Here is a 12,753-nt window from a genome sequence, read left to right as displayed (position 1 = left end):
GGGGGCATGGGCCTGCGGCCCGATGGCACGGGGCCGGACGCCACCGGACGCCTGGCGCTGTGGTTGGGATTGGGCGGTCGGGGTGGGCCCAACCCTCGGGAGCAGCGCCTCATGGGGCCCGCCAATGCAAAGCGCACAACTGCGCCTCGGGACACGCCATCACGGCCCCAGCCGCCAGCGCGGCCGGGTTCAGCGCAGCCCGCGCTGTGGCGTCGGCGGCCCGGTCTTGCCAGTGCAGCGCCACGCCCAGGGCCACCGAGGGCGAGTCTCCCAGCCAGAGCCCTGCGCCCCCCTGCGGCAGCTGCCCATGGGACCATTGCTGCCAGTCGGCTTGCTGCCAACGCAGCAAGCTGGCTGGGTCACAACCCTGTGCGTCGCAAGCCTGCGGTGCCTCCACCGGGGTCCAGCCCGACGCGACACCGCCCTGCGCGGGCACGGTGCTGGCGTGCAGTGACAGACGCTCCAACCAGTCGGTGGCCAGCACTTGTGCCTGCCAGCGGCTGGCCGCGCCGTGTTGGTGAAGCAAGCTGCGCAGCTGGGTGAGCAGCAGGGCTTGGGAGGCAAATGCCAGCGCAGCGCACGCGAGCAAAACCTCGATCAGCAGGCCGCCACGGCCGCATGGACCGGTCGGCGGCATGGGCCCGGCGCGGTAGGCCAGCAGGGCGCTGGCCGGTGGCGCCGCCGGTGCGGTGCACTCGACGGCGCTCGCATGGGGCCGCACGGCCCAGGGGGTCAAGCGGCATCGCATCGGGTGGCACCGGTGATTTTGCGCAAGCGGCCCCCACTGGAGCCACACAGCTGGATGGACGAAGCCAAGTCCCCCGAGGGCGGGACAAAAGTGAAGCTGAACACCAGGCCCACCCACTGCCCCCATCGGTTCACGCTGACACTGCCGGCGTTGACCGAGCGTCGCACCTGGGTTTGGTCTTGCAGGGGGAAATGCTGCAGCGCCAGTTCACCCGGGCTCCAACGGCGGTCCCCATCGTCATCGACAAACAAGACCCAGCCGCAAGACCAGTCGGACAGCGCCATGCTGGCACAGTCGGGCGGGGTCAGGCGGGCCAGCACCACCCCACCGTCGCGCCGAAGCCCCTCGATGCGGGCCCGTTGCAGGGCCGCCACCATCTGCTGCGCGGCGGCTTCAACCCGCTGGCGGGCCACCCAGTCGCGCACGCTGGGCCAGGCCGCCATGGACAGGACCGCCAGCAACACCAGGGTCAGCAACAACTCTGGCAAGGTCAATCCCCGCGACGGGCAAACGGTTTGCCCAAGGCGTAAACTCCGCGGCAAGAATTTGAGCGAGGCCATGCCCTGAAACTTAGCGTGGCATGCGGCCTTGGCGCCCGGCAACCGCGCGGTGGCCCACCCGCGTGGACCAACGGCCCGCTCCCGTCGCCTCTCGTCTGTTTTTCTGACCCATGACCCCACACGCCCTCCAAGAAGCCCTGGCCTTGGCCCACCAGGCTCGGCTGATCTGCCCCCCAAACCCGGCGGTGGGTGCGGTCCTGGTCAGCCCTGACGGCACCGTCATTGGCCGGGGTCACACCCAGCAGCGCGGCGGCCCCCATGCCGAGATCATGGCCCTGCGCGATGCCGAAGCCCGCGGGCTGAGCCCGCGGGGGGCGACAGCCTATGTGACCCTGGAACCCTGCTCACACCATGGGCGCACCGGGCCCTGCTGTGATGCGCTGATCCGCGCCGGTGTGGCCAAGGTGGTGGCTTCGCTGGGCGACCCCAACCCCCTCGTCAGCGGGCAGGGGTTTGAGCGCCTGAGGGCCGCCGGCATCGAGGTGGAGGTGGGCCCTGGCGCCGCCGAGGCGGAAGCCCTGAACATCGGATTCTTCACCCGCATGCGGCACCAACGGCCCTGGGTGCGCAGCAAGATCGCGGGCTCCCTGGACGGCCGCACGGCCCTGCCCAATGGCGTGAGCCAGTGGATCACGTCGCCCGAGGCCCGCACCGACGGCCAGGCCTGGCGGGCCCGTGCCTGCGCCGTGCTGACCGGCGTCGGCACCGTGCTGGCAGATGACCCGCAGCTCAACGTGCGCGATGTGGCCACACCGCGGCAACCCCATCTGGTGGTGGTCGACAGCCGCTTGCGCACCCCCACCAGGGCCAAGCTGCTGGGCCCAGGTCGCGAGGTGTGGATCGCCACCGCGGTGCAAGACCCCAGCCGGCACCAAGCCTGGCTCGACCTGGGGGTGCAGCTGCTGGTGCTGCCCGACGCCGGTGGTCAGGTCGACCTGGTGGCCTTGATGGCCGAGTTGGCGCGGCGCGAGGTCAACGAACTCCACGTCGAAGCGGGCCCCACCCTCAACGGCGCGCTGTTGGAGGCCGATCTGATCGACGAATGGCTGCTCTACATCGCACCCAAACTGCTGGGCCCGGGGCGCCCGCTGGCCACCTTGACGGAGCGCAGCGCACTGTCGCAGACCACCGCGCTGCACTTCACCGACATGCGTGCGGTGGGACCGGACCTGCGCCTGCTGGCTCGCCGCGCTGAGGCGTCCCCCGCCAGCCCCAACGACTCAAGCACGGCTTGACCCGCTTTTTCAACCCCGACCGGAAACGTCATGTTCACTGGAATCATCACTGGCATCGGCCACATCGTGGCCCTGAACGACCTTGGCGAAAGCCAGCAACACGGCAAGCGCCTGACCATCGAAACCCCACCCGGCTACCTGGACGATGTGGGCCTGGGTGACAGCATTGCGCTCAATGGCGCCTGCATGACCGTCACCACCCTGCAGTCGGAACAGCGCCGATTCACGATCGACATCTCCGCCGAATCGCTGGACAAGACCAGTGGTCTCAGCCAGCCCGGCCCGGTCAATTTGGAAAAGGCCCTGCGTGCCAACGACCGCCTGGGCGGGCACATTGTTTCAGGGCATGTCGACGGCGTGGGCACCGTGGCCTCGTTTGGTCCGGTCGGCGAAAGCTGGGCGCTCTGCGTCACCGCCCCGCGCACGCTGGGCCGCTTCCTGGCCTACAAGGGCTCGATCACGATCAATGGGGTCAGCCTGACCGTTAACAGCGTCACGGATACCGATCAGGGCACCGACATCAGCATCAACCTGATTCCGCACACGGTGGAAAACACGACCCTCCAATACCTCAAATCGGGTGATCGCATCAACCTGGAAATAGATACCGTGGCGCGTTACGTGGAACGAATGATGACAGCACCACGTAATTGAAACGCAAAAATATCATCAAAATGCTTCCATGGCGGATTGTTTGTAACATTAAAGATCAATTTGATCAAAATGAATAATTGATTCTCCTAAAGTTCAAGACGTTGAGCACCCCCGTCGCATGTTGAGTCAGAGGGGAGCCCGGTGACCCTGGCAGTCGGGTCGCTGGGCGTGGGCCCCGGCCCGGGTGGTGACAACACCTTCTTGACATGAATTGGAGCAATCAATGAAAAAACTGACACTGTCCCTGGGTTTCACCGTGGCTTCCCTGTTCGCCTTGAACGCCCTCGCTGCGGACACCCCCGGCGAAGCCGCCGCCAAGGCATCGGCCCGCGCCGAAGGCGGCAACGCCGATGTGCAAGGCTATGACCGCCCGCTGCAGGTCAAACCGGCCACGCAGCAAGAGAAAGAGGCTGCGCGGGCCAAGCGCCTGGCCGCCGGCGAAGCCGCTGCCAAGGCCTCGGCCAAGGCCGAAAGCGGCAATGCCAACGTGCAGGGCTATGACCGTCCGCTGCAAGTCCAGTCGGCGACGCAACAAGAAAAAGAGGCAGCCCGAGCCAAGCGCAAGGCCGCCGGCGAGGCAGCGGCCAAGGCTTCGGCCAAGGCCGAAAGCGGCAACGCCGACGTTCAAGGCTACGACCGCGCCTTGACGCCGCCGAGCAAGTAAGGACGCACAGACGTCTCAGTCACCCTCCAAGGTCACCGCTGACGGGCCCCGACGGTTCATGGAACCTCGGGGCTTTTTCACGCTGGCCCACTCTGCAGCGACTTTTTCGCTGCCAAGCGCCCAAGCGCAAGCCGCCACGCCAGCGCAGCAGCGGCCACTGCCCTTCAGCCCACGGGCCACCGGTCACGGTCTCCCAGTTCCCGCATCCGCCGGCGAACTGGCACATCGGCTTCGGCCGCCCCAGAAGACGCCAAGCCCGGCGGCCGCCGCGCCGGCATCGGCCCACAAGCGCCGACCAAGACCGGCCTTTGGGGCGATAATCGGGGGATAACGAGGACAAACCCTTTGCGGGGAGGCCGACCCGCCTCCTGTGTCCCCGACAAAATGGCGGCTCACCGCCCAGTTTCGGCCCCCGGCCGGAGCGGGCCAGCGGCCGACGCCAGCAACCGCAGATCAACCATGTACCACTCGCCCCTTCCTCGCACCGGCCTCCAGGCCATGCAGGACGGCGCGTGGTCTCTGCATTCCAACCAAGAACCATGACTAGCAAACAACTCACGCCTGTGGCCATTTCTCCGGTCGAGGACATCGTGGCCGACATGCGCGCCGGCCGCATGGTGATCCTGGTCGACGAAGAAGACCGTGAAAACGAAGGGGACCTGGTGCTGGCGGCAGACCACGTCACGCCCGAGTACATCAACTTCATGGCCCGCTACGCGCGGGGCCTGATCTGCCTGACCCTGTCGCGCGAGATGTGCGAACGCCTGAACCTGCCGCCCATGGTCAGCAACAACGGCGCCAAGCACTCGACCGCTTTCACCGTCTCGATTGAAGCCGCCGAGGGCGTCACCACCGGCATCTCGGCCGCAGACCGCGCCCGCACGGTGCAGGCCGCTGTGGCCAAGAATGCCCAAGCCAGCGACCTGGTGCAGCCGGGCCACATCTTCCCGCTGCAAGCGGTCGAAGGCGGCGTGCTGATGCGCGCGGGCCACACCGAAGCTGGTTGTGACCTGGCCACCATGGCCGGCTGCAGCCCTTCGTCCGTCATCTGCGAGGTGATGAACGAAGACGGCACCATGGCCCGCCTGCCGGACCTGCAGTTGTTTGCCGCCGAACACGGCCTGAAGATCGGCACCATCGCCGACCTGATCGAATACCGCAGCCGCACCGAATCGCTGGTGGAGAAGCTGGGCAGCCGCACCATCAAGACCGCTTACGGCGAGTTCACCGCCCACGCTTTCCGCGACAAGCCCAGCCAGGGCGTGCACATCGCGCTGGTCAAAGGCCAATGGCAAGCCGACGAAGTGGTCGATGCACGCGTGCACGAGCCGCTGTCGGTGCTGGATGCGCTCGAGATCAACCGCAGCATGCACTCCTGGGGCCTGGACGCGAGCCTGGCCCACTTTGCCGCCACCGGCAAGGGCGTGGCCGTGCTGCTGAACTGCGGCGAAGGCGCGGACGAGTTGCTGGCCCAGTTCGAAGGCCGGGCCCGGGCCGCCCAAGCCCCAGAGCGCGGTCGCATGGACCTGCGCACCTATGGCATTGGCGCCCAGATCCTGCGCGCCTGCGGCGTGCACCGCATGCGCCTGATGGGCAACCCGCGCCGCATGCCCAGCATGACCGGCTACGGTCTCGAAATCACCGGCTACCTCACCAAGGAGTAAGACTCATGTTTGGCGCAGAAAAAGGCACCTCCGACAAACTGGACGGCCGCAAACTCCACATCGGCATCGTGCAGGCCCGCTTCAACGAAAGCATCACCAACGCACTGGCAGAGGCCTGCAAGGCCGAACTGCTGCAACTGGGCGTGGCCGAGAAGCACATCAAGCACGTGTTCGTACCTGGCGCCCTCGAGGTGCCAGTCGCCCTGCAAGCGCTGGCCGAGAAGGACGAATTCGACGCCCTGATCGCCCTGGGCTGCATCATCCGCGGCGAAACCTACCACTTTGAGCTGGTCGCCAACGAATCGGGCGCAGGGGTCACCCGCCTGTCGCTGGACTACCAGATCCCGATCGCCAACGCGATCATCACCACCGAAAACCTCGAGCAGGCCGTGGCCCGCCAGACCGACAAGGGCCGCGATGCTGCCCGCGTGGCGGTCGAGATGGCCAACCTGCTGGAAGACCTGTCATGAGCGATACCCCCCAATCCAACGCGCGCCCGCCGCGCCAGCCCCGCAAGGGCACCACCAGCACGGGCGCGCGCAAAGCGGCCTCCAAGTCCGACCGCAGCCGTGCCCGCGAGTTTGCGCTGCAAGCGCTCTACCAGTTCCTGGTCGGCAAGAACGACGCCACGGCGATCGACCATTTCACGCGCGACCTGTCGGGTTTCCACAAGGCCGACGCGGCCCACTACAACACGCTGCTGCATGGCTGCGTGTCGATTGCCGAAGAGCTGGACGCGCGCATCACCCCGCTGCTGGACCGCAAGCTGGCCGAGATCTCGCCGATCGAACACGCCGTCATGTGGATCGGCGCCTATGAGCTGCAGTTCTGCCCCGATGTGCCCTGGCGCGTGGTGCTCAACGAATGCATCGAACTGACCAAGGAGTTTGGCGGCACCGATGGCCACAAGTACGTGAACGCCGTGCTCAATGGCCTGGCGCCGCAACTGCGCGCTGAAGAAGTCGCCAACGACAAGCAGGCGCAGAGCGCCAAGGCCAGCCCGGCACCGACCGACACCCCGGCCGCCGAAGGTGTCAACGACCCGACTTCCGCCCCCTGAACCGCGCCCGATCCGCACGCATGAAAATCTCCACCCGCGCTGGGCGCATCGAGCCCTTTTACGTGATGGAGGTGGCCAAGGCCGCCTCGCAGCTGGCCCGCGAAGTGGCCCACAGCAGCCGCCCGATGATCTTCCTGAACATCGGCGAGCCTGACTTCACCGCCCCCGAGGCGGTGCAGGAAGCGGCGCACAAAGCCATCCGTGACGGGGCCACGCAGTACACCCAGGCGACCGGTCTGGAGCCCCTGCGCGAGCGCATCAGCCAGTGGTATGCCGATCGATTTGGGGCCCAGGTGCCGGCGCGACGCATCGTCATCACGGCGGGTGCCTCGGCGGCCTTGCAGCTGGCCTGCCTGGCCCTGATCGATGCGGGTGACGAGGTGCTGATGCCCGACCCGAGCTACCCCTGCAACCGCCACTTTGTCAGCGCCGCCGAAGGCCAGGCCGTGCTGTTGCCGACCACGGCCAAGGATCGCTTTCAGCTCAGCGCCGAGCAGGTGCAGGCCGCCTGGAACCCGCGCACCCGCGGAGTGTTGCTGGCCTCGCCCTCCAACCCCACGGGCACTTCGATCCACCCCGATGAACTGCGCCGCATCCACCAGGTGGTGCAGTCCAACGGCGGGGTCACGCTGGTCGACGAGATCTACCTCGGCCTGAGCTACGACGACACCTTTGGCCACACCGGCCTGGCGATCGACGACCAGGTCATCAGCATCAACAGCTTCAGCAAGTACTTCAACATGACGGGCTGGCGCCTGGGCTGGCTGGTGGTGCCCGATGCGCTGGTGCCGGTGGTCGAGCGCCTGGCGCAAAACCTGTTCATCTGCGCCAGCACAGTGGCCCAGCATGCCGCGCTGGCCTGCTTCGAGCCCGAATCGCTGGCCCTCTACGAACAGCGCCGCGCTGAGTTCAAGGCCCGCCGCGACTACTTCTCGCCCGCCCTCGAGCAACTGGGCCTGAGCGTGCCGGTTCAGGCCGACGGTGCCTTCTATGCCTGGGCCGACTGCCGTGAATGGTGTGCCCGCCTGGGCGTCAAAGACAGCTGGGACCTGGCCTTCACCCTCATGAAGGAAAGCCACCTCGCGGTCACGCCGGGGCGCGACTTCGGCACGGCCCAGACCGCGGACTTCCTGCGTTTTTCCACTGCCAGTTCGATGGCCCACCTGCAGGAAGCGGTCGCCCGCCTGAAAGCCCTGGCCGGATGAGCCCCAGCGACACCCCCTCCTCCCCGGCGCAGGCCGCGTACCGGCACCCGGTGCGCGTGTACTGGGAAGACACCGATGCCGGCGGCATCGTCTTCTACGCCAACTACCTCAAGTTTTTTGAGCGGGCACGGACCGAGTGGCTGCGCAGCCTGGGCATTGGACAGCAGGCGCTGCGCGACAGCACCGGCGGCATGTTCGTGGTCAGTGAAACCAGCGTACGCTACCACCGGCCCGCACGCCTCGATGACCTGTTGCAGGTCACGGCCGCCCTGCACAGCGGGGGACGGGCCTCGCTGGTGATCGCTCAGCAGGCCTGGCGCCTCGACGCCGAAGGCCAGGCGACGGAACTTCTGTGCGAAGGCACGATCCGCATTGGTTGGGTCGACGCGAGCAGCCTGCGCCCCTCCCGCATTCCCTCGAACATCCTGGAATCCCTCTCATGAACTCACAAGATCTGTCCATCATCAACCTGGTGCTGCACGCCAGCGTGGTGGTCCAAGGGGTCATGCTGCTGCTGGTCGGCATCTCGATTGCCAGCTGGGCGGCCATCTTCCGCAAACTGTTCTCGTTGAAACGGGTCAAGTCGCTCAACGAAGCATTCGAGCGGGAGTTCTGGTCCGGCACCAGCCTCAACGACCTGTTCGCAGCCGCCGCCCAGAACGCGCGCCAGTCGGGCCCGATGGAGCGCATCTTCGCCAGCGGCATGCGCGAGTTCCAGAAACTGCGCGAGCGCCGCATCACCGATGCCGGCACCCTGATGGACGGCGCACGCCGTGCCATGCGCGCCAGCTTCCAACGCGAGATGGACGTGATCGAATCCAACCTGTCCTTCCTGGCTTCGGTCGGTTCAGTGTCGCCTTACGTGGGCCTGTTCGGCACGGTGTGGGGCATCATGCACGCCTTCACGGGCCTGGCGGGCTTGCAGCAGGTCACCCTGGCCACCGTGGCGCCCGGCATCGCCGAAGCCCTGGTGGCGACCGCCATCGGCCTGTTCTCGGCCATCCCGGCCGTGGTGGCCTACAACCGGTTTGCGCGCGACATCGACCGCGTGGCCATCCACCAGGAGACCTTCATCGAAGAGTTCTCCAACATCCTGCAGCGCAACCTGGGTGCCCAGGCCGCTGCCGCCTCGGCCACCGGCCGCTGAGCCCGCCGCGAGGAGAACCGCATGCCCGCCATGGTTTCACGCGGCCGCGGCCGCCGCACCATCAACGAGATCAACATGGTGCCCTTCATCGATGTGATGTTGGTGCTGTTGATCATCTTCATGGTGACGGCGCCGCTGATCACGCCCAGCAACATCGACCTGCCCAGCGTGGGCAAGGCCTCCAAGCAGCCCGACCGGGTGGTCCAGGTGGTCATTGGCAAAGACGAGAAGCTCGAACTGCGCAGCCCGGGCAAGCCCGAAAGAACCCAGTCCATCAGCGCCAAGCAGTTGGTGGCCGCGGTGCGCGAAGCCCAGGACGGTGACGACAACAACCCGGTCGTGATCAGCGCCGACCGCAACGTCAAGTACGAATCGGTGGTCAAGGTCATGGATGCGCTGCAACGCGCGGGCATCAAGCGCGTGGGCCTGTCGGTCCAGCTGAGCAACTGAGGCGCCCGCTGTCCGACATGTCGACGACTGCCCTGCACCGCTCCGAATTTGCCCCACCGCCCCAGGGTGGCCTGGGCTCGTCCGTGGTGATGGCCCTGTTGGCCCACGGCCTGCTGTTGCTGGCCCTGAGCTTCAGCGTGCAATGGAAACGCGATGCCGTGGACGTGGCGGTGGAAGCCGAACTCTGGTCGGCGCTCCCGCAGGAGGCGGCGCCCCGCGCGGTCGAGCCCCCGCCCCCGCCCCCGCCCGAGATCGAACCGCCCAAGCCAGCCCCAGCCCCCCCACCGCAGCCGGCCGTGAAGCCGCCTCCGGCCCCCGACACCGCGCTCAAGGACGCGCAGATCGCGCTCGAGAAAGAGCGCAAGCGCAAGGAACTGGAGCAAAAGGAGCGCGAGCACCAGCGCGAGCTCGAGAAGAAAGAACAGGAAAAGAAGGAACGCGACAAGCGCGAGAAGCTCGAGAAGGCCGAGCGCGAGAAGCAGGAGCGCGAGAAGGCCCTGCAGCAAAAGCGCGAGGCCGACAAAGCGGCAGAGAAGAAGCGCCAGGAACAACTGCAGCGCGAGAAAGAGCAAGAGCGCAAGAAGCAAGAAGCCGAGGCCGAGAAGCGCAAAGCCGCCGAAGCCGAGGCCAAACGCAAAAAGGACGCCGAAGCCGCCGAGGCCAAGCGCCTGGAAGCCCAGCGTGCCGACAACCTCAAGCGCATGGCCGGCCTGGCAGGCGCTTCGGGTGGGGCCAACGCGACGGGCTCGGCGATGCAGTCGTCAGGGCCCTCGGCCAGCTACGGTGGGCGCATCAAGGCACGCGTCAAACCCAACATCGTGTTCAGTGACGACATCGCAGGCAACCCGGTGGCCGAGGTCGAAGTGCGGGCAGCGCCAGACGGCACCATCATCGGCCGCAAGCTCAGCAAGTCCAGTGGCGTCCCGGCCTGGGATGAGGCAGTGCTCAAGGCGATCGACAAGACCGAAGTGCTGCCCCGCGACACCGATGGCCGGGTACCCAGCAGCCTGATCATTTCGTTCCGACCCAAAGACTGACCTAGAACCACAGCAGGCCACCCGCCTGCCCCCTTGACCCGCAGGCGCGCCCGCGCGCCTGCCCCTTCACCGGCGATCCCGGGGAGAATTCAGCCATGACCCTCAAAGCCCCCGAACTGCTTTTGCCTGCTGGCTCGCTCGAGAAGATGCGTGCCGCCTATGACTTTGGCGCCGACGCCATCTACGCGGGCCAGCCGCGCTACTCGCTGCGCGCACGCAACAACGAGTTCCGCCTGGAGCAGATCGGCCAGGGCATCGCCGAGGCGCACGCACGGGGCAAGAAGTTCTTTGTCACCAGCAACCTGCTGCCGCACAACGACAAAGTGCGCACTTACCTGCGCGACATCGAACCCGTGATTCAGATGAAGCCCGACGGGCTGATCATGGCCGACCCGGGCCTGATCATGATGGTGCGCGAACGCATGGACACCGGCAACTACCCCGACGTGCCCATCCACCTCTCGGTGCAGGCCAACACGGTCAACTACATGGCGGTGAAGTTCTGGCAAAAGGTGGGGGTGACCCGCATCATCCTGTCGCGTGAGCTGAGCCTGGACGAGATCGAGAAGATCCGCCAGGAATGCCCCGACATGGAGCTGGAGGTGTTTGTGCACGGCGCGCTGTGCATCGCGTATTCGGGCCGCTGCCTGCTGTCGGGCTACTTCAACCGGCGTGACCCCAACCAGGGCACCTGCACCAATGCCTGCCGCTGGAGCTACAGCACCACCCCCACGGTGGTCGACCCGAACACGGGCGAAGCCATGGCCGTGCCCATGGACAAGGGCTTTGACTTCGCACGTGCCCAGCAGGAAGCGGAAACCACGTTCTCGGCCTGTGGCGATGGTCAACGCCACCCGGCGGCCGACCAGGTCTACCTGCTCGAAGAAGCCGATCGCCCAGGCCAGTTCATGCCGATCATGGAAGACGAGCATGGCACCTACATCCTCAACTCCAAGGACCTGCGTGCCGTCGAGTACGTGGAGCGCCTGACCCAGATCGGGGTCGATTCGCTGAAGATCGAGGGACGCACCAAGTCGCTGTACTACGTGTCGCGCACGGCCCAGGTGTACCGCCGCGCCATCGACGACGCGGTGGCGGGTCGCCCGTTCAACCCCCAGCTGATCACCGAACTCGAAGGCCTGGCCAACCGCGGCTACACCACCGGGCTGCTGGACCGCCGCCCGGCCAACGACTACCAAAACTACGAGACCGGCCACTCGGTGGCCCACCGCAGCCAGTTTGTGGGCGAGGTGCGCCAGGTGGTCGATGGCTGGGCCGAGGTCGAAACCAAGAACCGCTTTGCGGTCGGCGACACGCTGGAGGTGGTGCACCCCAGTGGCAACCAACTGGTGAAGCTGACGCAGATGCGCAACCCCGAAGGCCAGGCCATCGAAGTGGCTCAGGGCAACCCCGTCAAAGTGCAGATTCCACTCGAGGCCCGCTTTGCCGGCGCCTTGCTGGCCCGGGTGTTCGAGCCGGTGGCCAGCGCGGCCTGAAGCGGGCCCGGCCAGGGCCTGCAGGGCCAGGCCGGCGCACCGGCTTGGCGGTTTTCAGGCGCGGCTTGTACCGCGCCCACCCCTCGCCCCCACCCCTCGCCCCCGTCCCTTGCCATGCCGAGCGCCGACGTGGCCTCCAGCCTCACGCGGAGTGACACCGGTGGGGTTGACCACGTCGACCGCATCGAGCGGCGTCGCTCCACCCTGGGGCCGCCGGCTCAACCGCGCCGGCGGTCAACGGCGGCAGGCCTGGGGTCAGCGATCAGGGCTTGGCTTGCAGACCGGCGACCTCCACCACTGTCAGGACGGCGCGGACCTGGTCACCGACCTTGACGTCCTTCATGACGTCGGGGCTGCGCACTTTCAGCCAGGCCATCCGGTGGTAGGCATCGCTGAGGCGGATGCGGCCCTGGTTGGCGTCCACCGCCACGACGTTGTAGATGTGGTCGATGCGCAGACCCTCGAGCGAACCGTCCGGCGCTTCGACGACACTGGTTTCGCTCTTGCTGATGCCGTCACCCTTGCGCAAGGCCAGCACTTCACGCACCACCATCATGGCGTCGATGTCGTCGCCCACCTTGATCTTGTCGATCGGCACGCCGGCGCGCACCCGGATCTTGAACGTCAACTCGCCGGTCTTCAGTTGCAACTGGCGTTTGGCCACATCCACGGCCAGCACCTTGAAACGACTGAGGATCTGATCCTCCATCACGATCGCGTCCTTCAGGACCGGGGCGTTCGGCTTGGCCGCCGTCTGAGCCTGGGCTGCGACAGCGGCCCCCAACATCAACGCGACCGCAGCCCATTTCATCTTGTTCATCTCAGCTCACCTC

At 66.7% G+C, this 12,753-nt stretch carries 15 protein-coding genes; 12 read left to right on the top strand and 3 right to left on the bottom strand.

Annotated elements, in window-relative coordinates; translation table 11 throughout:
* Nucleotides 1-109: 109 nt before the first annotated feature.
* The gene (locus PSQ40_RS00525) at nt 110-736 is read right to left on the bottom strand and encodes a hypothetical protein (RefSeq protein ID WP_273947879.1); all 627 of its coding nucleotides are present in this window, start codon (nt 734-736) and stop codon (nt 110-112) included.
* Nucleotides 733-1,308, bottom strand: a complete 576-nt coding sequence (locus tag PSQ40_RS00520) for a GspH/FimT family protein (protein WP_273947878.1) — start codon at nt 1,306-1,308, stop codon at nt 733-735. The genes PSQ40_RS00525 and PSQ40_RS00520 overlap by 4 nt, the downstream gene beginning before the upstream one ends.
* 110 nt (nt 1,309-1,418) lie before the next feature.
* Between PSQ40_RS00520 and ribD the strand changes: the two genes are divergently transcribed.
* The 12 genes from ribD (at nt 1,419) to trhP (ending at nt 11,920) form a co-directional block, all read left to right on the top strand.
* Entirely contained in the window at nt 1,419-2,543 is a 1,125-nt protein-coding gene (gene ribD, locus PSQ40_RS00515) for a bifunctional diaminohydroxyphosphoribosylaminopyrimidine deaminase/5-amino-6-(5-phosphoribosylamino)uracil reductase RibD (protein WP_273947877.1), read from the top strand.
* 30 nt (nt 2,544-2,573) lie between these two features.
* A complete protein-coding gene (locus PSQ40_RS00510) occupies nt 2,574-3,197 on the top strand; it encodes a riboflavin synthase (RefSeq protein ID WP_273947875.1) in 624 nt (207 codons plus the stop codon).
* 223 nt (nt 3,198-3,420) lie between these two features.
* Nucleotides 3,421-3,861, top strand: coding sequence for a hypothetical protein (locus tag PSQ40_RS00505; protein WP_273947873.1), 441 nt, complete (start codon nt 3,421-3,423; stop codon nt 3,859-3,861).
* 539 nt (nt 3,862-4,400) lie between these two features.
* A complete protein-coding gene (ribBA, locus tag PSQ40_RS00500; RefSeq protein WP_273947871.1) occupies nt 4,401-5,525 on the top strand; it encodes a bifunctional 3,4-dihydroxy-2-butanone-4-phosphate synthase/GTP cyclohydrolase II in 1,125 nt (374 codons plus the stop codon).
* Between the two features lie 5 nt (nt 5,526-5,530).
* Nucleotides 5,531-5,995 (top strand): 6,7-dimethyl-8-ribityllumazine synthase, encoded by a 465-nt coding sequence (ribH, locus tag PSQ40_RS00495; protein WP_273947870.1) that lies wholly within the window; start codon nt 5,531-5,533, stop codon nt 5,993-5,995.
* A complete protein-coding gene (gene nusB / locus PSQ40_RS00490; protein ID WP_273947868.1) occupies nt 5,992-6,585 on the top strand; it encodes a transcription antitermination factor NusB in 594 nt (197 codons plus the stop codon). Before ribH ends, nusB begins: the two co-directional genes overlap by 4 nt.
* Nucleotides 6,586-6,605: 20 nt before the next feature.
* Nucleotides 6,606-7,790, top strand: a complete 1,185-nt coding sequence (locus tag PSQ40_RS00485; RefSeq protein ID WP_273947867.1) for a pyridoxal phosphate-dependent aminotransferase — start codon at nt 6,606-6,608, stop codon at nt 7,788-7,790.
* Nucleotides 7,787-8,233, top strand: coding sequence for a tol-pal system-associated acyl-CoA thioesterase (ybgC, locus tag PSQ40_RS00480; RefSeq protein ID WP_273947866.1), 447 nt, complete (start codon nt 7,787-7,789; stop codon nt 8,231-8,233). Before PSQ40_RS00485 ends, ybgC begins: the two co-directional genes overlap by 4 nt.
* Nucleotides 8,230-8,937, top strand: coding sequence for a protein TolQ (tolQ, locus tag PSQ40_RS00475; protein WP_273947865.1), 708 nt, complete (start codon nt 8,230-8,232; stop codon nt 8,935-8,937). The genes ybgC and tolQ overlap by 4 nt, the downstream gene beginning before the upstream one ends.
* Nucleotides 8,938-8,958: 21 nt before the next feature.
* Complete coding sequence (gene tolR / locus PSQ40_RS00470; protein WP_273947863.1) at nt 8,959-9,387, top strand: protein TolR; 429 nt, start codon at nt 8,959-8,961, stop codon at nt 9,385-9,387.
* A gap of 17 nt (nt 9,388-9,404) precedes the next feature.
* Nucleotides 9,405-10,424 carry a cell envelope integrity protein TolA gene (gene tolA, locus PSQ40_RS00465; RefSeq protein ID WP_273947861.1) on the top strand — a complete coding sequence of 340 codons (1,020 nt, stop codon included), beginning with the start codon at nt 9,405-9,407 and terminating at the stop codon, nt 10,422-10,424.
* Nucleotides 10,425-10,519: 95 nt separating this feature from the next.
* A complete protein-coding gene (trhP, locus tag PSQ40_RS00460; protein WP_273947859.1) occupies nt 10,520-11,920 on the top strand; it encodes a prephenate-dependent tRNA uridine(34) hydroxylase TrhP in 1,401 nt (466 codons plus the stop codon).
* Nucleotides 11,921-12,182: 262 nt separating this feature from the next.
* On the opposite strand, the gene PSQ40_RS00455 is transcribed toward trhP, so the two are convergent.
* Nucleotides 12,183-12,740, bottom strand: coding sequence for a hypothetical protein (locus PSQ40_RS00455; protein ID WP_273947857.1), 558 nt, complete (start codon nt 12,738-12,740; stop codon nt 12,183-12,185).
* Nucleotides 12,741-12,753 lie beyond the last annotated feature (13 nt).

Origin of the sequence: Curvibacter cyanobacteriorum, assembly GCF_028649475.1 — a bacterium.
In the GTDB taxonomy this organism is placed as follows: Bacteria; Pseudomonadota; Gammaproteobacteria; order Burkholderiales; family Burkholderiaceae_C; genus Curvibacter; species Curvibacter cyanobacteriorum.
This window is presented reverse-complemented; position numbering and strand designations above follow the sequence as displayed.

What these genes read in the sequence shown, in the direction of transcription:
- PSQ40_RS00520 (WP_273947878.1), bottom strand. Translation starts at nt 1,308, where the DNA reads ATGGCCTCGCTCAAATTCTTGCCGCGGAGTTTACGCCTTGGGCAAACC.
- ribD (WP_273947877.1), top strand. Translation starts at nt 1,419, where the DNA reads ATGACCCCACACGCCCTCCAAGAAGCCCTGGCCTTGGCCCACCAGGCT.
- PSQ40_RS00510 (WP_273947875.1), top strand. Translation starts at nt 2,574, where the DNA reads ATGTTCACTGGAATCATCACTGGCATCGGCCACATCGTGGCCCTGAAC.
- PSQ40_RS00505 (WP_273947873.1), top strand. Translation starts at nt 3,421, where the DNA reads ATGAAAAAACTGACACTGTCCCTGGGTTTCACCGTGGCTTCCCTGTTC.
- ribBA (WP_273947871.1), top strand. Translation starts at nt 4,401, where the DNA reads ATGACTAGCAAACAACTCACGCCTGTGGCCATTTCTCCGGTCGAGGAC.
- ribH (WP_273947870.1), top strand. Translation starts at nt 5,531, where the DNA reads ATGTTTGGCGCAGAAAAAGGCACCTCCGACAAACTGGACGGCCGCAAA.
- nusB (WP_273947868.1), top strand. Translation starts at nt 5,992, where the DNA reads ATGAGCGATACCCCCCAATCCAACGCGCGCCCGCCGCGCCAGCCCCGC.
- PSQ40_RS00485 (WP_273947867.1), top strand. Translation starts at nt 6,606, where the DNA reads ATGAAAATCTCCACCCGCGCTGGGCGCATCGAGCCCTTTTACGTGATG.
- ybgC (WP_273947866.1), top strand. Translation starts at nt 7,787, where the DNA reads ATGAGCCCCAGCGACACCCCCTCCTCCCCGGCGCAGGCCGCGTACCGG.
- tolQ (WP_273947865.1), top strand. Translation starts at nt 8,230, where the DNA reads ATGAACTCACAAGATCTGTCCATCATCAACCTGGTGCTGCACGCCAGC.
- tolR (WP_273947863.1), top strand. Translation starts at nt 8,959, where the DNA reads ATGCCCGCCATGGTTTCACGCGGCCGCGGCCGCCGCACCATCAACGAG.
- tolA (WP_273947861.1), top strand. Translation starts at nt 9,405, where the DNA reads ATGTCGACGACTGCCCTGCACCGCTCCGAATTTGCCCCACCGCCCCAG.
- trhP (WP_273947859.1), top strand. Translation starts at nt 10,520, where the DNA reads ATGACCCTCAAAGCCCCCGAACTGCTTTTGCCTGCTGGCTCGCTCGAG.
- PSQ40_RS00455 (WP_273947857.1), bottom strand. Translation starts at nt 12,740, where the DNA reads ATGAACAAGATGAAATGGGCTGCGGTCGCGTTGATGTTGGGGGCCGCT.